At 55.1% G+C, this 21,091-nt stretch carries 18 protein-coding genes; 16 read left to right on the forward strand and 2 right to left on the reverse strand.

The genetic code is table 11. The features are described 5' to 3' along the window. Positions 1 to 1,165 precede the first annotated feature (1,165 nt). Positions 1,166 to 2,320, forward strand: a complete 1,155-nt coding sequence (locus tag PKO02S_RS26825) for a mandelate racemase/muconate lactonizing enzyme family protein (RefSeq protein ID WP_164821710.1) — start codon at positions 1,166 to 1,168, stop codon at positions 2,318 to 2,320. Positions 2,321 to 2,352: 32 nt separating this feature from the next. On the opposite strand, the gene PKO02S_RS26830 is transcribed toward PKO02S_RS26825, so the two are convergent. Then, on the reverse strand, positions 2,353 to 2,889 hold the full coding sequence (locus tag PKO02S_RS26830) for a PadR family transcriptional regulator (RefSeq protein WP_127588031.1): 537 nt from the start codon (positions 2,887 to 2,889) through the stop codon (positions 2,353 to 2,355). A gap of 120 nt (positions 2,890 to 3,009) precedes the next feature. On the opposite strand from PKO02S_RS26830, the gene PKO02S_RS26835 reads away from it, so the two are divergent. Then, on the forward strand, positions 3,010 to 4,473 hold the full coding sequence (locus PKO02S_RS26835) for an MDR family MFS transporter (protein ID WP_246067467.1): 1,464 nt from the start codon (positions 3,010 to 3,012) through the stop codon (positions 4,471 to 4,473). Positions 4,474 to 4,944: 471 nt separating this feature from the next. On the opposite strand, the gene PKO02S_RS26840 is transcribed toward PKO02S_RS26835, so the two are convergent. Then, on the reverse strand, positions 4,945 to 5,817 hold the full coding sequence (locus PKO02S_RS26840) for a helix-turn-helix domain-containing protein (protein ID WP_127588033.1): 873 nt from the start codon (positions 5,815 to 5,817) through the stop codon (positions 4,945 to 4,947). 213 nt (positions 5,818 to 6,030) lie between these two features. Between PKO02S_RS26840 and PKO02S_RS26845 the strand changes: the two genes are divergently transcribed. The 14 genes from PKO02S_RS26845 (at position 6,031) to PKO02S_RS33710 (ending at position 21,045) form a co-directional block, all read left to right on the forward strand. Beyond that, positions 6,031 to 7,437 (forward strand): sulfatase family protein, encoded by a 1,407-nt coding sequence (locus tag PKO02S_RS26845; protein ID WP_127588035.1) that lies wholly within the window; start codon positions 6,031 to 6,033, stop codon positions 7,435 to 7,437. 40 nt (positions 7,438 to 7,477) lie between these two features. Beyond that, the gene (locus PKO02S_RS26850; RefSeq protein WP_127588037.1) at positions 7,478 to 9,889 is read left to right on the forward strand and encodes an AraC family transcriptional regulator; all 2,412 of its coding nucleotides are present in this window, start codon (positions 7,478 to 7,480) and stop codon (positions 9,887 to 9,889) included. Between the two features lie 21 nt (positions 9,890 to 9,910). Continuing rightward, a complete protein-coding gene (locus PKO02S_RS26855) occupies positions 9,911 to 11,212 on the forward strand; it encodes an alpha-L-fucosidase (protein WP_164821711.1) in 1,302 nt (433 codons plus the stop codon). 50 nt (positions 11,213 to 11,262) lie between these two features. Continuing rightward, a complete protein-coding gene (locus tag PKO02S_RS26860; protein ID WP_127588041.1) occupies positions 11,263 to 12,699 on the forward strand; it encodes a sulfatase family protein in 1,437 nt (478 codons plus the stop codon). Between the two features lie 523 nt (positions 12,700 to 13,222). Then, entirely contained in the window at positions 13,223 to 14,152 is a 930-nt protein-coding gene (locus PKO02S_RS26865) for an ABC transporter permease (protein ID WP_246067468.1), read from the forward strand. Positions 14,153 to 14,167: 15 nt separating this feature from the next. Beyond that, positions 14,168 to 15,052, forward strand: coding sequence for a carbohydrate ABC transporter permease (locus PKO02S_RS26870; protein ID WP_127588045.1), 885 nt, complete (start codon positions 14,168 to 14,170; stop codon positions 15,050 to 15,052). A gap of 63 nt (positions 15,053 to 15,115) precedes the next feature. Next, positions 15,116 to 16,672 carry an ABC transporter substrate-binding protein gene (locus PKO02S_RS26875; RefSeq protein WP_127588047.1) on the forward strand — a complete coding sequence of 519 codons (1,557 nt, stop codon included), beginning with the start codon at positions 15,116 to 15,118 and terminating at the stop codon, positions 16,670 to 16,672. Positions 16,673 to 16,898: 226 nt separating this feature from the next. Continuing rightward, on the forward strand, positions 16,899 to 17,834 hold the full coding sequence (locus tag PKO02S_RS26880; protein WP_127588049.1) for an ABC transporter ATP-binding protein: 936 nt from the start codon (positions 16,899 to 16,901) through the stop codon (positions 17,832 to 17,834). After that, on the forward strand, positions 17,831 to 18,577 hold the full coding sequence (locus PKO02S_RS26885) for an ABC transporter permease (protein WP_127588052.1): 747 nt from the start codon (positions 17,831 to 17,833) through the stop codon (positions 18,575 to 18,577). The genes PKO02S_RS26880 and PKO02S_RS26885 overlap by 4 nt, the downstream gene beginning before the upstream one ends. An 86-nt stretch (positions 18,578 to 18,663) precedes the next feature. Then, positions 18,664 to 19,458 carry a Nif3-like dinuclear metal center hexameric protein gene (locus tag PKO02S_RS26890; protein ID WP_127588054.1) on the forward strand — a complete coding sequence of 265 codons (795 nt, stop codon included), beginning with the start codon at positions 18,664 to 18,666 and terminating at the stop codon, positions 19,456 to 19,458. Positions 19,459 to 19,577: 119 nt separating this feature from the next. After that, a complete protein-coding gene (locus tag PKO02S_RS26895) occupies positions 19,578 to 20,303 on the forward strand; it encodes an N-acetylmuramoyl-L-alanine amidase family protein (RefSeq protein WP_127588056.1) in 726 nt (241 codons plus the stop codon). A 12-nt stretch (positions 20,304 to 20,315) separates the two neighbouring features. Continuing rightward, a complete protein-coding gene (locus tag PKO02S_RS26900) occupies positions 20,316 to 20,588 on the forward strand; it encodes a hypothetical protein (protein ID WP_127588058.1) in 273 nt (90 codons plus the stop codon). 48 nt (positions 20,589 to 20,636) lie between these two features. Then, positions 20,637 to 20,849, forward strand: coding sequence for a hypothetical protein (locus PKO02S_RS26905; protein WP_127588060.1), 213 nt, complete (start codon positions 20,637 to 20,639; stop codon positions 20,847 to 20,849). Between the two features lie 64 nt (positions 20,850 to 20,913). Continuing rightward, positions 20,914 to 21,045, forward strand: coding sequence for a hypothetical protein (locus PKO02S_RS33710; protein WP_281280470.1), 132 nt, complete (start codon positions 20,914 to 20,916; stop codon positions 21,043 to 21,045). Positions 21,046 to 21,091 lie beyond the last annotated feature (46 nt).

Raw genomic sequence — 21,091 nt, forward strand, 5'->3', positions numbered from 1 at the left:
CGCCAGAGGACCGTCCGTCAGGATGGTGTTTATTAACATTATAGGAAGTATAAGTTTTTTTGGCAGAACCGAAGGTTCCCCCTTTTTAATTCTAGGGAACTATAGAGGCTACGAGTGGATGGATAAGTCGGGCAATTGCAGGTTTCTGGCAGCTTGGTCCGGACGGGTCATGCAGGGTAAGCGGGCGGGACAATAACAGTGTGAGGAGGCTGTATTGGGTGACAGGTTGGACAAGTAATCAGGCTCGGGTGTGGCAGGTTGTTCGAACTGGCGGACTGAGGGCGAAGGTTGGCTAATAACAAACTTAAGTTTGTAATATTTCGGGGTAAAATCGGTTGGACGGCCGCAAAGCAAACGGATATTGACTATTAGCAAACTTGCTGCGGGCATTAGCAGGGGCTGAGTTTGTTATTGATGGAGCATCTGAGTGCTTGGGTAGTTAAGTAAACCAATTAGGAAAGCAAATTTTGCACGTGAGATTCATATTGGGATACCTGAGTACCAGAGTAAACAGATAAGGAAGCAAATTTCGCAAAATTGGAACATTACAGGCAAACTGAGTACCAAAGTAAACAGAACGCGAAGCTGGCTTCGTGATTTGTTTACTTTGGTACTCAGAACGGAATTCGGAGGCGGGATAAGCGCAATTTGGTACTCAGCTTGGATACTTAGGTACTCAGCCAACCCAGCTCAACCCAACCCAGCCCAGCTCAACCCAGCTCAACCCAGCTCAACCCAGCTAAACCCAGCTCAACCCAGCTCAACCCAGCTCAACCCAGCTCAACCCAGCTCAACCCAGCTCAACCCAGCCCAACCCAACCCAGCTCGGATTCTTGACTACTTCACAGGTAAGGGACACACGATCCACTACACCTCGCCTGCCTCTTACTTACCCTCGTCATTTCGAGGGGAATCAATAAAATTTCGTTGTCCAGTCCGCTATTCCGTTCCGCAATCGGCGTTGTACAATGAGGAGAGGCGACGATCCCTGAGATGAACGGACACCAGCAGCAGATCAAGGCGGAAAACACATTTTCGTACCGTCGGGTCATCATCGAAAATGCGTATTGTCGTGCGCCTGACTATGAGTTGGACGGTAGGGAGCGAAGACGATCTAGACATTTTTGTCGCAATTCGCAAACGAGCCAAAGGGAGTGGGGAAGGCATGAAGATTACGGATGTGAAAACTTTTATCGTAGGGAATCAGTGGAAAAATTGGGTGTTCACGAAAGTGGAGACGGACGAGGGGATCTACGGCATTGGGGAAGCGACGCTCAATGGCTTGGCGAAAACGGTAGAGGCCGCGATCCACGAACTGAAGAGATTCGTCATAGGCCGAGATCCATTCGATGTGGAGAACCATACGCTGCGGCTGTTCCGGGACGTCTATTCGGACGGAGGACAAATCCAGGGGGCGGCGCTCGCCGGGATCGAATATGCCTGCTGGGACATTATGGGCAAAGCGGTCGGTCAGCCGGTCTACAAGCTGATCGGCGGCAAATGCCACGACCGGCTGCGCGTCTATGCGAACGGCTGGTATCGCGGCGAGCGGACGCCTGACAACTTTTATGAAAAGGCGAAGCTAGTAGTCGCAAAAGGCTATACGGCGCTGAAGTTCGATCCGTTCGGAGCGGCGTGGCGGGCTGTGGAGCGCAGCGACTTTGCTTTGGCGCTCAGCTGCATCGAGGCCGTGCGCGAAGCGGTCGGGCCGGAAGTGGATATCTTGATCGAAGGGCATAATCGCTTCAGCGTCCACACGGCACTGCAATTCGCCGACGCGATGGCTCGTTACGAGCCGACTTGGTTCGAGGCGCCTGTGCCGCCGCAGCTGATCTCCTCGATGATCGAAGTCGCGAAGCGCAGTCCGGTACCGGTCGCCTGCGGCGAAGATTACTACTGCCGCGAGCAATTCGCCGAGCTGCTGAAGCATGACGCCGTGCATATTATTCAGCTCGAACCGCAGTTCTTGGGCCTCACGACGGCCAAGCAAGTATGCGCGATGACGCATGCGCATAATGGCGTAACGGCGCCACACAGCGCCCAAGGGCCTCTGTGCTCCATCGCCTGCGCACATCTGAACACGGCGACGCCGAACTTTTTCATCCATGAAATTTTCGAAGACTTCAATGCCGATTGGACGCGCAATATCCTGACGAATCATGTGAAAGTTGTGGAAGGCTATATTGAGCTGGGAGATGCGCCGGGGTGGGGGACCGACCTGAATCTGGAGGTCATGGCCCAGCACCCATACAATCCCAATCATTATATCCCCCTGTTCCGAGACGGTTGGGAGAAGCGGGAGCCAATAACGGGAGAATGAGAGGTGAAAGTTAACCCGGAAGATTAACCCCGTTAATTATCTTGTTTCGGTTGTCGGTCCGCAAGCTGCAGCAACGCCCATTCGGCCCAGGCCAGATCGCTCTGGAAATGGAACAGTCCTTTTTGCATCAGCAGCTGCACCGCGAGTGTCGGCGGCTGCTCCTGGCGCGCATAGGCTTCGATTTTCCCGTGCATCCACAGCATCCGGTCCCGGCTATATTCGATGCGCACATGCAGCAGCTTGCGAATATCGGCGATGTCGCCTTCATGCAAGCAGTACAGCTTAAGCGTCAGCTCATCGCGATGAACAGGCTCATCAGCAGGCTTAGCTAGCCAAGCCCGTAGCGCCTCCCGACCTTTTTCCGTAATTGAGTACACTTTTTTGTCGGGCTTGTCTTTCTGGACCACGAGCTCATGCACGACGTAACCGTCTTGATCCAGCTGGGCGAGCAGAGGATAAATTTGACTGTGTTTGGCCGGCCAGAACGGCTGCAGCTTCAGCATCAGATCGTAGCCGGAATTCGAGGCGTTCGAGAGCAAACTAAGCAATCCATAGGATAAAGTGTTCATAGACGCTCCTTTTGGGCGATATGTCAGTTTTGACAGATAATTGACCTGGGTGTATGATGGAATACGGTTTTGATTATATGTAAATCAAGACATATTCGCAAACGTCTAGGAGGAAAACCGGTGAACGAGCAAGAGAACCAAGCCCAAGTTCGCTTTTGGCCTGTTATGGTCGCGATCTTTGTAGGCTCTTTTTTATGTGTGTTGGCATCCAGCACGATCAATATCGCACTGCCGATTTTGCAGGACCATTTCGAGACGACGCTGAGCTCCATCCAGTGGACGCTGACCGGCTTTATCCTGGCGATGGGCACGTTTGCTCCGATTGTCGGCTATCTGGGGGAAAAATTCAGCTACAAACGGCTCTACTTGTATTCCTTGATCGGCTTCGTTATTGCATCCGGCTTATGCGCGTTAGCCTGGGACGAGTATTCGCTCATCGCGTTCCGCGTCCTGCAAGGGGTGTTCAGCGGTTTGATCATGCCGGCCTCGATGGCGATCATCTACCAAGTCGTTCCGCGTGAAAAACAAGCGATGGCCATTGCGCTCTGGTCGCTCGCGGCTATGATGGCTCCAGCTTTGGGACCGACTTTCGCCGGCTGGCTGCTGCAAAACTTCGACTGGCAATGGCTGTTCCTGATGAACATTCCGGTCGGCATCATCTCGATTATTCTTGTGTCGGCCTACATTCCTTTTTATCGCCTGAGCGTACCCAAAAAATTCGACGGCATCGGCTTTGTCACCGTGCTGGTCAGCAGTTCTTCGCTTTTGCTGGCGCTCGGCCAGGGCCACACATGGGGCTGGGGTTCCGCCAAAATCATTTCGCTGCTCGCCATCGGCGCCATTACGCTCATCATCTTCATCTGGCGCGAGCTGACGACGGACACGCCGCTCTTGAACTTGCGGGTGCTCCAATACCGCCGGTATACGCTTAACTTGATCATCACGATTATTTTGACGGTCAGCCTCTACTCCGGTACGTTCCTGACGCCGGTGTTCTTGCAGCGCATTCAGCAAGTGTCCGCGATGGATACCGGGTTGATCCTGCTGCCTGCTTCCCTCGTCATGGCGCTTATTATGCCGGTCGTCGGCAAGCTGTACGGCTCGCTCGGGCCGCGTTGGCTGATGGCGATGGGCATCCCGCTGCTCTCGCTCGGCACGCTGATGCTCAGCTGGCTCAGCCTGGACATCTCGCACAGCTACATCATCTGGTGGATGCTCGTCCGGAACTTGGGCATCGCGATGGTGATGATGCCGGCGAGCAACGCATCGATGGAGCAAATCCCGCCGCATCTGGCCGGACATGCGTCCTCGATCTCGAACTGGACGCGCAACGTCTTCGGCTCCTTCGCGGTCGCCGTGTTCACGACGATGCTCGCCTCCCGCTCGGCGCATCACGCCCAAGACTTGGTCGCGGCCGGCGACACGAGCGAAGCGCACATCGGCATGATGTCGTTCACGATGAGTGTGAACGACGTCTACCTCGTGGCGACGCTGGTCGCAGGCATCGCCTTCCCGCTCGCGCTGCTCGTCGGCAAAGTGAAGACGGCCAAAGCGCAGCCGGAGCAAGTAAAAGCGTCTGCGTAAAAAAGAGGAGTACTATATTTACGAAACAAGCCGCTGGTTCGTTCCAGCGGCTTGTTGTTTTGTTGGGGAGCAGAAGCCGTTGGCGTGATGGATGTTATGCACTGTGAACCTAAGTTCGCTGTTTTTGAACCGATTTGCTTTAGCCGGCATCGATTTAACCGAACTATGAACCCAGGTACATAGTTCGAGAAACCAGCTTCCTGAACAGTGAACTTAGGTTCATCGTTTGCAACTATAAGTTGTGGTGAAGGAAATTTGGTTCATTGACTATTTACTTAGGTTCATATGGGGAGAGATGACAGTTGGCGAAGTTTAGGGGTGGCGGCTTGGCGGTTGAGGCGGTCGGCGGCGGGGGAAAGAGGGGGAACCTGGTCTACTTGTCTGCTTGGCGGGTGTTTCGGTCGGTGGCCAAAGCATGAGATCCCAACTCCAACCAGGCTGAAGCTGGGATCGAGTTAACAAAGCAGCCTCCTACAACTTCAAAGCCTTCCGATAATCGGACGGGGTGATGCCGTTCATGCGGCTGAATTGCTTCGAGAAATAATGAATCGATGAGTAGTGATGTTTAATAGCGATGTCCGAGATGGACAGGGTCGTGTGCTTGAGATCGGCCTTCGCCCGCTGCATGCGCAGCTGGTTCCAATATTGGATCGGAGTCGTCCCCGTCTGCTTCTTGAACTGGTTGTAGAAATGGCGATGGCTGATGCCGGCATGCGAAATCCATTCCTCCAAATGATGAGCCTCCGCCCCGATCTCCTGCTCGATCCGCTCAATCACCCGCGTAATCCGCAAATCCTCCACTTTGTGCTTTTTCTTAACCGCAAGCTGTAAGTACTGGCGCAGGAACAACAGGAAATACGCTTGATTTTTCAACAACTCGCCGCCATCGATCACGTCATGAATGTCAAAATCGATAAAGGGCGAAATCAGCGCCTGCCACTGAGCCAAATGACGAGCCTCGATAGACGGTTGCATCGCATACGGCTCGGCTGGACTCACATAAGACTCATAGAACGTGTCGCCCTCCATGTGAAAATATTTGCGTCTCGTGTTGAAGTCCGGTCGAGGGACGTAGCAAAAGTCGAAGTACAAGCTCTTGAACTGGGCTGGCCGGTCCGGATTGACACCGAGCTTATGCCACTTCCCGGACGGCACGAAAAGCATGTCCCCTTGCATGTAGTCGGTTCGGCCTTCCTTGGTGTGCAGGGTGAGACGGTGCTCTTCAATAAGATGTATAGCATGAGTATAGCCGATGCGCCAGCTCGGGCTCTGGATGATGGACTGACGGGCGAACAGCAAATAAGGGGCGAACGGCTCCTGGCGGTCGATACGGATTGGGAACAACGAGGGCTCCACCTTTCAACAAAATACTAAACCTTCTCCATTATACGAATATCCAAACATTTCCACAATCGATTTTTACAAAACAAACTTGAGTGCAGTAAAACACAAATCGTGCCATTGAAGCTAAAGACGCCTCCAGTAGAACGTGGTACGATTTTGGTTGTAAGCGATTTCGTGAGGGACAAAAAACACCAATAGGGAAAGGGGGTTCCCATGAAAAAAACGAATGTCATTCTCGTCATGTGCGATGACCTGGGATACGGCGACACCGGCTTCAACGGGAACACCGTCATCCGAACGCCGCATCTCGACCAGCTCGCCCGAGAAGGCGCCGTCTTCACCCGGTTTCACGCCGGAGCGCCGGTTTGCTCCCCAACGAGAGGCACTTGTCTGACAGGTCGGCATCATTACCGGTATGGCATCACGACCGCAAACGACGGCAAATTGCCGCTCGAGGAACTGACGCTTGCCACCCTCCTGCAGCAAAACGGCTACCGGACCGGCCACTTCGGCAAGTGGCATCTGGGGACGCTGAGCCGCGAGCTGAAGGACGGCAGACGCGGGGGTGCGACGCAGCCGGAATGGTACTCGCCGCCTTGGCAACACGGCTTCGACACCTGCTTCTCGACGGAAGTGGCGATCCCGTTGTGGAACCCGATGGAGAACCAGCCTTTCGCTTCGAAATATTGGGTGCAGGAAGGACAGTACGCAGAGGACAACCTCGAAGGAGACGATTCCCGCGTCATCATGGACCGTGCCATTCCCTTCATCGAGCAATGCGCAGCGATTGACGAGCCGTTCCTGGCCGTCGTCTGGTTCCACGCTCCACATACGCCGGTTGCGGCGGGACCGGAGCATCGCGCGATATACGCGGACTATTCCGAGGGCGAGCAGCACTATTACGGTTGTGTCACGGCGATGGATGAGCAGGTAGGTCGATTGAACGATACGCTGAAGCGGCTGAGCCTGGAAGACGATACGCTAGTATGGTTCTGCAGCGACAATGGACCGGAAGGACCAGGCGGAGAGGGACCAGGCGGAGAGGGACGAAACAGGGGCAGTACCGGTGGCTTGCGAGGCCGCAAACGAAGCTTATTCAACGGAGGCACTACGGTGCCGACCGTACTGAAATGGCCGAAATACGTCAAACCGGGCACAACCTATCGTTCCGTCGGCAGCACGCTCGATTTTCTGCCTACCATACTCGAAGAAATCGGCCTCTCGATGCCCGATGCACGACCGCTCGACGGCGTCAGCTTGCTGCCCGTCCTCCGAGGCGAGACCGAGCGCCGATCTCGCCCGATCGTATTCCGGTTCGTGAGCAACCGGGACGCCATGTTCGGCTCGCCGACGTTCGCCGTCATCGACAACGAGTATAAGCTGCTGACCAACCATACGGAACGCCTTCAAGACGACATGGTATTTCAACTGATCGAAGATCCGTACGAGTCCACGAACCTCATTGACAGCCATCCGGAGTTTGCGGAACGCATGCGGGCGTACTTGAAGGAGCAGCTGGACGACTACAGACGGAGTCACTACGGCGGCGACTACGCGAATCCGGACTACAAGCCGCTGGACCCGTTCATCAGTAACGAGAGAGCCTGGAATTCGGATTGACCCTGCATTAGTCATACATGGGGACGAAGAGGGTGGGTACATGTTGCAAGGCTTTCTCCATTTTAAAGAGCGGTATACGCCGAGAAGCTATTTTTTCAAATTGTTCGGGTTGATCAGCATCACCGTTATGCTCCTCATTGTCAGTCTGACGTACTTCTTGTTCGGCAAATTCAGCGAATACTCGCAAACCTCCCTGCAGTCGACGAATAAGAAAATGCTGGAGCAGATCAGCTACAACATTCGCTACACGAGCGACTACATCAACCAGCTGCTGCTCACGCTGTACACCCGCCAAGAGTCGTCACAGCTGCTCTACGCGGCTAGCTACGATGTATTCACGACCAACTTGAACATCATCAATCTTGACCAATCGTTCGCAAGCGCACCATTTATCGATACCGTTTATATTTACAACGCCAATCTGCAGCAATTTTATGTGATGGGTTCCGACCGTTATGTGCGCGAGCCCGCCAAACTGAACGATCCCCAGGTTGTCGAGTGGACGAAGCAGCCCTCAACCGTGCAGCCGCTCAAGCCGATCTACCGGCAAATCCAAGGACGCGGCGCTTCGGAGCCGCACAGCGTTTTCACTTACGTGCTGTACGATGCCGCTGATCGGAGTAAACCGGTCTCGCGGATGATCGTCATCAATGTGAAGGCGGACTGGATTCTGAACAATATTCGCACGATGGGTCAAAATCAGTTCGGGCCAAACAGCAAGGTGGTAATCGTCGATCAGGCGGGTCAAATCGCGGAAGCCGACTCGCCCCTGCCGCCGCTGACCTCCTCCCAGCTCCAGAACGCTTGTGTCCCTGCCAAGGTGCTTCTTGGCTCCTCCACGGACGGGAATTACACTTGCCAAGCTGGCGATACCGATTATGTGGCTACGTACCAGGCGATACCCGACTTGGATTGGAAAATTCTCGTTCTCACAACAAACCGGTTTTTGTCCCATCAGCTGCATCAGTTGCGCACGGGTACGTTCGTAATCTCGGGCATGCTGCTCGGCGTTGGTCTGCTGTTGGCGCTGCTCGCCGCATTGTTCCTGCATTTCCCGATTCGCAGGCTCAAACGAACCATCTCCGCGCTTATGAACGACAAGCAGGAGCCGGTCATACTCAATGAGCTCCACTATGTGAGCGAAACGGTGGAGCAGTTGAAGCTGAGCATGAATTCACTGCAATCGTTCAAGAGCGATCATCAACTGACGCTGAAGCAGGAGCTGCTGCGCAAAATGCTGGTTCAGCCCATGTCAGATATGAGGCAGCTGGAGCCGATATTCCACCAGCTAAACGTTCGCATCCCGATTGCCGGCCGGTATTGTGTCGTGTTGTTCGAAGTCGACCGGTTGGCGGCGCTGAAACAAAAGCGTGGTTCGGAGGAACAGTGGGAACCGATAAGATGCAGCTTGACGACATTGCTGGAACGTTCGCTATCGGCGAGCTATCGCTGTGAAGGAGTGGAAGTCGATGATCGATGGGTGTGTATCGTCGAGACGGAATTGCATCAACTGGGGAGAGAACAGCCGGCGGCTCTGCTGCAGGACTTGCGGAGGCTGCAGCAGCAGCTCGAGCAGGAGCTGCCGTTCACTTTATCGGTTTTCGTCAGCGCTCGGGGGGACGGCTTGGATTCGATCGGCAGCTTGTTCCGGGAGGTCGAATATTTGTCCCATTACCGGATGCATTACGGCGGGGGCTGCATGTTAACGGAGGTGGAGCTGAACGGGCTATCGGAGGAAAACATGCAATTCCCGAGGCCGCTGGTGAAGCAGTTGAAGGAATGTTTGAATCACGGCGAGCAAGAGGAGGCCGATCGGCTGCTGCAGGAGATTTTGCATTATTTCAAAGGGTATTCCATCCGCAACTTAAATTTCGGCATTCATTACTTGCTTCATCATGTGTACGAAACGATCAGCATCATGGACTCGAATTCCAATGTTACGTTTGATCTGGACTTGATCGAGCTCAACCAGCAGCTTGGCGAATGCGAGACGCTGGACGATGTCGCGGACTTGTTCCGGCAGCTGTTCCATTCGGTCATCGTACGGATGGACGATCGCAAGGAGGGCAAATCGATGCAGCTTGTAGAACAGATGAAGACGTATATCGATGCCCATTTGACCGATTTTAACTTGTCCCCGAACCAGATTGCGAGTTTGCTCCACCTGTCGACCGATTACGTCCGCAAGCTGTTCAAAAAAGAAATGTCGATCTCGATGGCGGCCTACATCAATCAGGAACGGGTCAGGCTCATCGCCGAGCGCATGCTGGAGCGGGGTGATACGCTAGACACGCTGTTGGATGAGATCGGTTGGGACAATAAAAACTATTTTTTCAAATTGTTCAAGGACCACTATGGGGTAACCCCGACCGAATACCGAATGGCGAAACGGCATGCCATGAATTTCCAAGACGCGATACCCCGGCTGGCAACGGATAACGCCGTTACATGAAGAATGGAGGAGAGGCTCGCTATGATCCAACAAGACCTGGCTCTTGAAGAAGATGCGAGGCAGTTGAAAATGCAATGGTGGCGGGAAGCCCGTTTCGGCCTTTTCATTCATTGGGGCTTGTATGCAGTTGCTGCAGGCGAATGGAAAGGGCAGCCGTTCGACGGCGTATCCGAATGGATCATGAAGCGGATGGCGGTCCCGGTCGCGGAGTATGAAGAGTTGGCAGGGCAGTTCAATCCGATCGGTTTTGATGCGGAGGCTTGGGTTGGTCTGGCCAAAGCAGCCGGGATGAAGTACATCGTCATCACCGCCAAACATCACGACGGCTTCGCTATGTACGGCAGCGCGAGTTCTCCCTACAACATCGTCGATGCGACGCCGTATGGCTGCGATCCGTTGAAGGCTTTGGCGGAAGCCTGCGCGAAGGAAGACATTCGGCTGTGCTTCTACTACTCGCAGTTCCAGGATTGGCATCACCCCGATGCCGGCGGGAACGATTGGGATTATCCCGATGCGGCGGGCAAGGATTTCGAGCGCTACATGCAGGAGAAGGCGCTGCCGCAAATGCGCGAGCTGCTCACGCAATACGGCCCGATCGGGCTGATCTGGTTCGATACGCCGATGTCGCTCACCGAAGATCAGAGCCGGAGGTTCGCCGAATTGGTGAGGGGGCTGCAGCCCAACTGTCTGATCAATTCCCGCGTCGGCCACCAGTACCATGACTATGCCTCTACCGGCGACAACATGATCCCTTCCGATGTGTTCGATACGGACTGGGAGGTTCCGGCTACGTTGAATCATACGTGGGGCTACAAGAAGGCGGACGACAATTGGAAAAGCCCGGTCCAGCTCGTCAAGCTGTTGGTCGATATCAATCGCAAAGGCGGCAACTACTTGCTGAATGTCGGTCCTCGCGGAGACGGCACGATCCCCGAGGGGAGCGTCCGTATTCTGGAGGAGGTCGGGGCGTGGATGCGCGTGAACAGCGAGGCGATTTACGGCACCGTGCCTTGTCCGACCTTCCCTTATCTGATGCCGTGGTGCGGCTTCACGCACAAACCAGGCAAGCTGTATCTGCATGTGTACGAGTGGAGAGGGGGCAACCGGGTTATTTTCGGCCTGGGCAGTCCAGTGAAGCGGGCTTATTTGCTGGCGGAGCCGGAGAAGGAGATCGAGTTTGTGCACAATTCCGCCGGCATGAATTTGTCGCAGCAGCTGAGCCGCTTGATTCTCACCCTGCCGCAGTTAACGCCGGATCCGATTGCGACTGTAATTGTTCTGGAGTATGAAGGGGAGCTGAAGACGGAGCCGTTGAAGCCTTAGGCTTAGCCTTAGCCTGCAACGGCAAGTTATTCGAGAGGGGACTACAGCCTGTGTCAAAAGAAAACGAAACTCCAACGAAACCGAACATCATCTATGTTTTGGCCGACGATATGGGCTATGGCGACCTGGGCTGTTACGGCGCAGACAAAATTCATACGCCGCAGCTCGATCGCCTCGCCTCGGAAGGGATGCTGTTCCGGGATGCCCACTCCAATTCGGCTGTTTGTACCCCGACTAGGTACGGCATTCTGACCGGACGCTATTGCTGGCGAGGGAGTCTGAAGAAAGGCGTTCTCCAGGGGTTCGGTTCGCCTATTGTGGAAGAAGGACGGGTCACGGTGCCGTCGTTCCTGCGGGATCACGGGTACTCCACCGCGTGCATCGGCAAGTGGCATCTAGGGCTTGGCTGGGCGAAAAACGGGGAAGAGGTCGACTATAGCCAGCCGATCTCACACGGAGGGCCGACCCATGTCGGGTTCGACTATTACTATGGCATCTCGGCCTCCTTGGACATGCCGCCGTACTGTTTCCTCGAGAATGATCGGCCTGTCGAGCCTCCGAGCGTGCCGAAGGAGCCGCTTGATTTCAGCCAGTCGGCTCGCGGCGGATTGATGGTGCCGGGTTGGCGGGATGATGCGGTGAACGAGATGCATACGCGGAAGGCGCTCGCGTACATCGAGTCGCATGCGGCGGAGCAGCCGGGCAAGCCGTTCTTTATGTACTTCGCCTTGACCGGCCCGCATACGCCCTGGACGCCGGCCGAGGCGTTTCGGGGGCGGAGCGGCATCGGTCCGCGCGGCGATCTGATCCTCGAGATGGACGCGACCGTCGGTCGGATCATGGAGCTGCTCGATCGCCTCCGCCTCCGCGACAACACGCTGCTCGTGTTCACGAGCGACAACGGCCCGCATCCGCAGCGGGAGGAGATGACGCTGCACGGCCATAAGCCTGCCGGGGAGTATCGGGGGCAGAAGGCCGATATTTGGGAAGGCGGGCATCGGGTCCCGTTCCTAGCGAGCTGGCCGGCTCGCGTGCCGCAGGGTGTGGAGAGCGCGGAGCTGCTCTGCTTGACGGATTTGCTAGCGACCTGTGCGGGCATTGTCGGGGCGCCGCTGCCGGAGGCGTGCGGGGAGGATAGCCTCGACTTGCTGCCGGTGTTGACCGGGCAGCCGGTAGAGCGTCCTGTGCGAGAGGCGGTCATCCATCATTCGCTGTCCGGCATGTTCGCAATTCGCACGCGCGAGTGGAAGCTGATCGAAGGGGAGGGCGGCGGTGGCTTCCAGCCGAATCCGAACCGGCCGATCGGCATCCCGGCGCAAGGGCTGTATGAGCCGGACGGCGCGCCGGGCCAGCTCTACGCGCTCGACCGCGACGCGTCGGAGCAGGCGAACTTGTACATGCAGCGACCGGAGCTGGTGCAGGAGCTGAGCGCCCGGCTCGAGGCGATCAAGGAGCGCGGGGAGCGGTACTTGGTGAGCGGTGCTTGAGCAAGTGAGCCGAATGGTTGAATAGTTGTGGTTCCAAGCCGTCCGAAAGGGCGGCTTTCAGTCTGTCGGGAGCCACGCAAAACCGCTCTAAGCTCGAAAATCGAGCTTACAGCCCGTCGAACGCCACGCACAGCCGCTCTAAGCCCGAAAATCGAGCTTACAGCTCGCCAAACACCTCGCACAGCCGCTCTAAGCTCGAAAATCGAGCTTACAGCCCGTCGAACGCCACGCCCAGCCGCTCTAAGCCCGAAAATCGAGCTTACAGCTCGCTGAACGCCACGCCCAGCCGCTCTAAGCACGAAAATCGAGCTTACAGCTCGCCGAACGCCTCGCCCAGCCGCTCTAAGCCCGAAAATCGAGCTTACAGCCCCCTAGCTGCCGCTACTCCAATCTCGCGCACTCCCATTTTCAGCGGCTATTCCCGTTTTTTGAAGGAAGTGCCGTTTCTTATTGTTTACGCCGCCCTCTCGTCTGCCCAATAATGAACCCTGTAAGCGCTTCAATCACAAAAGGAGTGTGTGCCGTGGGAAAAAAGACGAGAGGCTTGCCCGCCATCAACCTATCCCGAAATGTTCAGCTATTCTTGCTAGCATCGCCCGTTATGCTGTTCTTGATCATCTTTCACTACTTGCCCATGGCCGGCGTCATCGTCGCGTTCAAGAAGTACCGGTACGACAAAGGCATCTTTGGCAGCGACTGGGCGGGGTTGGACAATTTCAAGTTTTTCTTCAAGTCGAACGACGCCTGGATGGTTACCTTCAATACAATCGCCTACAACGCTGCGTTTATTGTGTTAGGCATCCTGATCAGCATAGGGATTGCGCTTCTAATGAATGAGATCCGCAACAAATCGGCGATGAAGGTGTACCAGACGGCGATGTTTTTCCCGCATTTTCTCTCGTGGGTCATCGTCGCGTACATCACCTATGCCTTTCTGAGTCCTTCCTACGGACTGATGAATCAATGGTTGCTCGCAATGGACATGAAGAAGATCAACTGGTACTTCACGCCGGATGTGTGGCCTTACATCATCATCAGCGCGGGCATCTGGAAATCGGTAGGCGTAAGCATCCTGATCAACTATGCTGTGCTAGTCGGCGTCGACCAGTCCTACTACGAATCGGCCGCGATCGACGGCGCCTCCAAGTGGCAGATGGCTCGCTTCATCTCAATCCCATTTCTCATTCCGGTAACGATGATCCAGTTTATCCTGCAGATCGGCCATATTTTCCACTCGGACTTCGGTTTGTTCTACCAGGTGCCGCAGAACTCGGCGATTCTCTACTCGACGACAAGCGTCATCGATACGTACGTGTTCCGTGCGTTGACCCAGCTCAACCAGATCGGCATGGGGGCAGCGGTCGGCTTGTTCCAGGCGGTCGTCGGCTTCATCATTGTCATTACCGCGAACGCTATCGTACGCAAAATACGTTCGGACAGCTCATTATTTTAGCGGGAGGGGAAGCAGTTGATCCGGAATTGGCGCATTTCCACCATCGTTACCCATCTATTCTTCATCGTGCTCTGCCTGTTGTTCACCATCCCGATCCTGACGATCGTGTCCATCTCGCTTTCCAAGGAATCCGACATTCTAGCCTTCGGCTACAAAATCATTCCGAAATCGATTGATTTCTCCGCCTATCAATTTGTTTTCGCCAATCCCCATCAGATGATCGATTCCTACAAAATTACGATTTTCGTGTCGATAGTAGGGGCGACGACGAGCGTGCTGATTATGCTGATGCTGGCGTACGTGCTGTCGAGGAAAATATTCAAATACCGCAATTTCCTCGCGTTTATCGCCTTTTTTACGATGCTGTTCAACGGGGGGCTGATCCCCAAATACATCCTGATCACGCAATATTTGCACCTGGGCAACAACATCGGCATCCTGTTGCTTAACGATATTGTCACGGTGTGGTACATTTTCATCCTGCGTACGTTCATCCAGCAAATTCCGGAGGAAATCCTAGAGTCGGCGGTCATGGATGGGGCCAGCGAGTTCCGCATGTTTTCAAGTCTAATCTTGCCCTTGTCCAAACCTGCGATCGCGACCATCGGCTTATTCGTACTGCTGCGCTACTGGAACGACTGGACGACGCCGCTTATTTACATTTCGAATCCAAAGCTGTACCCGTTGCAATTTATGCTGCAAAAAGTGCTCCTGGAGCTGCAGTCGATCCTGGAGAACATGGACAATTTGCCGAGCAGCCTGGCGGATTTGAATAAAATCCCGAGCGAGACCGTCCGGATGGCGCTTGCGATTATTGCAGCCGGACCGATGCTGTTCGTGATGCCGTTTTTCCAGAAATACTTTGTACGCGGGTTGACTATCGGTTCGGTCAAGGGTTGATATCAGACAGGGTAGAATCACTGCTGATATAGATGCGATTTGCAAAATAGGGAGGGTTTCAAGATGAAAAGGCTAACAAGGAAATGGTTGGTCGCATTGCCGGCAGTTACGCTGGTTACGGCTTCGGTGTTGGGCGGCTGCGGCAGCTCGGATGATGGGAACAAGGGCACTAGCGCCTCCACGACGCCGTCCGAATCGACTGGGACTTCGGCTAAACCGGCAGCGACGGAACTGAAGCCGGTGAAGCTGATCTGGTACTACCTAGGGTCGCGGGAAGGCGATGCGGAGCAGGTATATGCCAAAGCAAACGAGATCATCAAGGCGAAGATCAATGCAACTGTCGATTTCCAACCGCTCAGCAACGCCGACTATCGGGCGAAAATGCCGCTCAAGCTGGCTGCAGGCGAGAAGTTCGATTTGGCATATACGTCGGACAACGTCAATCTGCTGCCCTACCGCGACTCCGTATCGAAAGGCGGGTTCATCGCCCTTGACGAGCTGATTGCAAAGTATGCGCCGCAGATGAAGAAGGCGATTCCGGACAATATTTGGGCCGCGACAATCATCGGAGGAAAAATCTATGCCGTGCCGAACTATCAAATTTCCGCACGTACACCGGGCCTCATGTTCCATAAGGCGATCGTGGATAAATACAATTTGAAGGATAAAATTAAGGCCGTTAAGAAAATGTCGGATTTGACGCCGATCTTCGAGCTAGTCAAAAAAGCCGAGCCGAACATGTACATGGCGATGTTGCAGCCGAGCTTCGATACGCTGGATAACCATGAGAAAGAGACCTATGTAGAGACGCTTGATGCGAACATTCCGGTCGTCGTCGATTTCAATTTGAAAGTCCATGACAAGACGCAAGGCGCCTATCTCCAACTTATGCTCGAAGACGCCAAGCTCGCCCGCGAGTGGCAGGTCAAAGGGTTTTTCCATCCCGATTCGGGCCTTGCCAAGGACGTCACGCCCGATCAGCGGGCCGGTAAGTTTTTCGTCACCCGCGACAATGCGAAACCGGGCGTCGAGGCGGACTACAAGAACAAGTTTGGCTACGAAGCCTACGTTGTTCCTATGGGATTGCCGGTGCTCTCGACCGCCTCGATTAGTGCGACGTTGACCGGAATCAGCCGCACGTCTGAGAATCCGGAGCGCGCGATGATGCTGCTCGAGCTGATCAACACGGACAAGGAGCTGTACAACCTGCTCGTCCACGGCATAGAAGGCGTCGACTACAAGAAGCTCGGCCCGAACCGCGTTGAGCCGATGCCGGGCAAACCTTACATCGGTACCGCATGGGCGATAGGCAACCAGTTCAATGCTTGGCTGCTGCCGGGTCAAGAGGACGACGTGTGGGAGCAGACGAAGAAGGTGAACTCGACCGCCGTGCCGGCGCCTACGATCGGCTTCTCTTTCGACAGCACGAATGTACAGACGGAGATCGCCAACATCATATCGGTGTCGAAGAAGTTCGATAAGACTTATCAGATTGGCATGGTCGAGGACTACACGGGGCTGATCGCACAATACAGCAAGGAGCTGCAGGCGGCAGGGCTGCCGAAATACATCGCCGAGCTGCAGAAGCAGCTGGACGCTTGGAAGGCGACGAAGAAGTAGTGAGGTTGTGGGATTTATGGGGACTCCGGAGCGGCTGCTCCGGAGTTTTCGTCTTGGAAGGTCGAATGGAATATTCTAGTTACTTGTCCTGGGCGGATGGGGTGGCGGAAACGGGGGTTTTACATATTTTTTTACATTTCTTTCATTGACTTTTGATTGGCCCAATATTACGCTTTAAGCCAATGCCAGGCGTAAACGATATTTCATCATCATAGGGAGGGATTTCATGGCAACCGTAGAGACGGTCATTGATCTAGAAGGGATCGCCAAGAAGTATGGCGAGCTTCGGGCGTTGGACGGCATTTCGCTGCAAGTGCGCAAGGGCGAAATATTCGGCGTCGTCGGTCCGAACGGCGCGGGGAAAACGACGCTGATCGAAATCCTGGAAGGCTTGAGGACGGCCGACAGCGGCACCGCCACGTTGCTCGGGCTCGATATCGGCAAGCAAGCACCCGAGATCCGGCAGCGGATCGGTGTTTTGCTCCAATCGACCTCGATTCCGGAGAAGGCGAAGGTGCGCGAGGTGCTGCGCTTGTTCAGCTCCTTGTACAAGCGTTCCGGCGACATCGCCGCTATCGCGCAGACACTGGGCCTGACCGACAAGATGAACGCTACCATCAAGTCGCTGTCAGGCGGCTGGAAGCAGCGTGTCTCGCTCGCTCTGGCGCTGATCAACGATCCCGAGATCGTCTTCCTGGACGAGCCGAGCATGGGGCTCGACCCGAACGCGCGCCGCGACATGTGGCAATTCATCCATCGGATGAAACAGGATGGCCGGACGATCGTCGTGACGACGCATTACATGGAGGAAGCCGAGTTTCTGTGCGACCGGATCGCCGTCATCAGCCGCGGGAAGCTCGTTGCGATGGACACGCCGGCCAAATTGATTGCGAGCTTGGGCGGCGCGAAGCGAATCAGCTTCCGCAACATCGGGCCGATGCTCGACGAAGGCCGTATCCGCAGCCTGGCTCACGTTATCAATGTGGAGTGGGACACGGATCTGATTCGCTTGCAGTCGGACGATCTGGACGAGACCTTGAAGGCGTTGTTCCGGTTAGCCGATCAGGAGCAGTGGACCGTGAGCGGTCTTCGACTGGAGGACGCCTCAATGAACGATGTATTCGCCGAAATGACCACATTCGGGAAGGAGCAGGTGGGATGATGCCTTTATTGCGATTAGTCGGCTTTGATTTGCGGCTCTATTTCCGCGACTTCCTCACGATTTTCTGGACACTGATCTACCCGCTGGTAATGCTGCTCATCTTCGGCTCCATCTTCGGCGATCAGCCTGGCGTAGTGCCGGGAACGAGGTACATTGATTCCTATGTAGCGGCGTTATGCGCGATGAACGTGATCTCGGTGTCCGTCTTCACGCTGAACATCAACATGATCACCCAACGGGAGAGCGGCGTGTTGCGGAGATACCGGGTCAGCCCGATCCGGGCTTCGTACGTCCTCATTTCGCATTCCGTGCAAGGCCTATTCCTTGTTCTCGTCGGAGCGCTTGAAATCATACTGGTCGCCTCGCTGATGTGGGATTTGAGCTTCTCCATTCCCAATCTGCTGCTTTTACTGATGTGTCTGCTGTTCGGCTGCCTGAGCTTCTTCTGTCTTGGCTTTGCGCTGTCCGGCTGGGCCAGTACGCCTGGGGCGGGCAGCGGCTTGGCGATGGCGGTGTTTTTCCCGTCGCTGTTCCTCTCCGGCATCGCGTTTCCAATCGAGATTATGCCGCGGTTCATGCAGACAATTAGCGACTTCCTGCCGATGACGCATTTCGTGATGCTGATCCAAGGCGTATGGGCGGGTGAGCCGCTAACCTCGTTCGGAGTGGAGTGGGCATTCGTAGGCGGATTCGGCATCGTATGCTGGGTGTTGGCATTCCTATCGTTTCGCTGGGAAAAATAGGGGCTTACCTCTAAAGTTCGTGAAAGTGGTTCGAGCCGGGCGTATGGTATAATGCTAAGAAGAGCTTTTTACGGGGAGGATACGGCATGTCATTAACGGTACAGCAAGTGCTAGATCGATTGATCGAGCCGGTAGGACTTCTGGAACGGACCGTGGATACGCTGAAGTGCGGGCGGCCGGATGCGGAAGTACGCAAGGTGGCGGTTGTGATGACGGCTACTTATTCGGCCATTGAGCAAGCCATTCGGGAAGGCGTCGATCTGATCGTCACCCATGAGCCTACCTATTTTAATCATTTGGACGAGCATGACTGGATTGCAGACGACCTAGTGCTTCTGAAGAAGCGAGAGCTCATCGAGCAGTCCGGCATCGCCATTTTCCGCTTTCACGATTATATTCACCGGTATCGGCCGGACGGCATTCTCGCCGGGATGCTGCGCAAGCTGGAATGGGTGGAGTACCTGAGCGCGGATGAGCGCAATCTCCTTATTTTCCCCTCTGAGCGCAACTTTACGGTACGGTCGATCGTCACTCATTTGAAGGACAAGCTGGGATTAAAGGGAATGATGGTCGTAGGAGATCCGGAGCTGCCGGTGAGTCGGGTGGGATTGATGCCTGGCGCTTCCGGCGGAAAATCGCATATGAACTACTTGAATAGCAAGGAGATCGACCTGTTGATCGTCGGAGAGACGAATGAATGGGAGACGAACGAATACGTCCGGGATGCGGCCGATATGGGCTTGCGCAAAGCATTGATCGTCACCGGACACCAGAAGAGTGAAGAAGCCGGAATGCAATACGCGCAGGAGCAGCTCAAAGCGGCGTTTCCCAAGCTAGAGGTCATTTATTTGGAATGTCCGACTGCCGGTCAGCTTCTATAGTCTGGCTTGACTTGCCCAAGCCGAAGTCGGACACAAATTGTTTACAAGTCTGCCGCTTGCTTGCCAATTGAGAGAGGTATAACTAGGAGGCGAACGAGTTGATCCCCAGGGAGGACAACATGAACAGACAACGCAAGCGTAGACGGGTAGCTCGATTTCTCCTGCTGTTATTCTTTCTCCTGCTGGGCGGGGTGGCGCTGGCCGGCCTGAAGCCTTCCCAATCGACTCTTTCCTTGCCGCTAACCGCTCCCAAGGACGAGCTGGCGCCTGTACCGGTCATTGCTTCCGTCACGGCGAAGGAGACTAAGATCAAGGTGCTGATCGATGCGGGGCATGGCGGGAAAGATCCAGGTGCGGTAGGCAACGACGGCAAAATGGAGAAAGATTATACGCTTTCCATGGCAAAAAAGGTGTACGAGCTATTGAAAAAGGATCCTCAGTATGAACCGAAATTGACGCGCCAGGATGACGTGTTCGTGGAGCTGGAGGAACGGGCCGAGATTGCCAACGAATGGAATGCGGCTGTATTCATCTCGATCCACGGGAATACTTATTCGGACCCGTCCGTCAGCGGCACGGAAACGTATTATCGCTACGACAACAGCAAGGCGCTGGCCGAATCGATTCATAAGCATGTCGTCGAGACGTTGAAATTCCGCAATCGCGCTGTGCGCGAAGGTCATCTTAGAGTACTCACATTCAGCAGCGTCCCCTCCACCTTAGTGGAGATCGGCTATTTGACGAATCCAAAGGAGGAAGCGAGGATGCTGAGCGAGGATGGACAAGCCCGCGCCGCCCAAGCGATTGTGGACGGGATCAGGCAATACGTAGCCGGGCTTGAATAACGGGGAGGGCGAATGGACAAGTATACAATATTGATCATAGAAGATGAAGCCGCCATCGCCGATCCCGATATCCTTGCTGTGGCTCCGACTGGAAAAGTAGTGGCGGTGGTGCAGGCAGTCAACCTCACGTTATCGTTGGGAATCGTCTCGATGGTCGAACAGGCGGAGACGACGGTCACCGCACTGCCAGCTGAACAGCTTCGCTCGTTTCAACTTGCTGTAAGCGATACGGTCAGTGCTCTTGCCGTGGCCGACAATGGCTTAAGCTTGGGAGTCGTCAAATAAGCGAAAAACATTGTAACCGCGCAATTCCTGAGCCTATCCGGCGATGCGTTGACGCCCGTCTATGAGCATGACGCGCTGCGCAGAAGCCAGCTGGAATGGGTACATAACGATCAGCTGGCCTTTCTGGGCAGCGAAGGGACGTTGTGCGCCTATGACCGCCGGAATGCCGCGCTATCGGTTATGATTGAGCAGATCGGTCAGTTCCGCCTGTCGCCGGACCGGCGTTCGATCGCATACTCGCAGGACAAGCTGACCGTGTAAGCGGCGACCTTGTACGGCAATTCGGTTTTGAACCGCACCCAGCTGTTCAAAGGACTTGTCCCTAATGTGCTGGCTTTGGAGCCCGGATGGCAAGCGGCTGCTCTTGACTGGCATGCGCGCGGCCGAGCTGGACAACCGGCAAACGGTGCCCGGTCCGGTCGGGAACGACCGCTTGATAGTGGAGTTCAACAACTGAACAGCTGCACCAGAGGACCGTCCGCCAGGACGGTTTTATTTGACAT

Source organism: Paenibacillus koleovorans NBRC 103111, assembly GCF_004000845.1.
In the GTDB taxonomy this organism is placed as follows: domain Bacteria; phylum Bacillota; class Bacilli; order Paenibacillales; family NBRC-103111; genus Paenibacillus_AA; species Paenibacillus_AA koleovorans.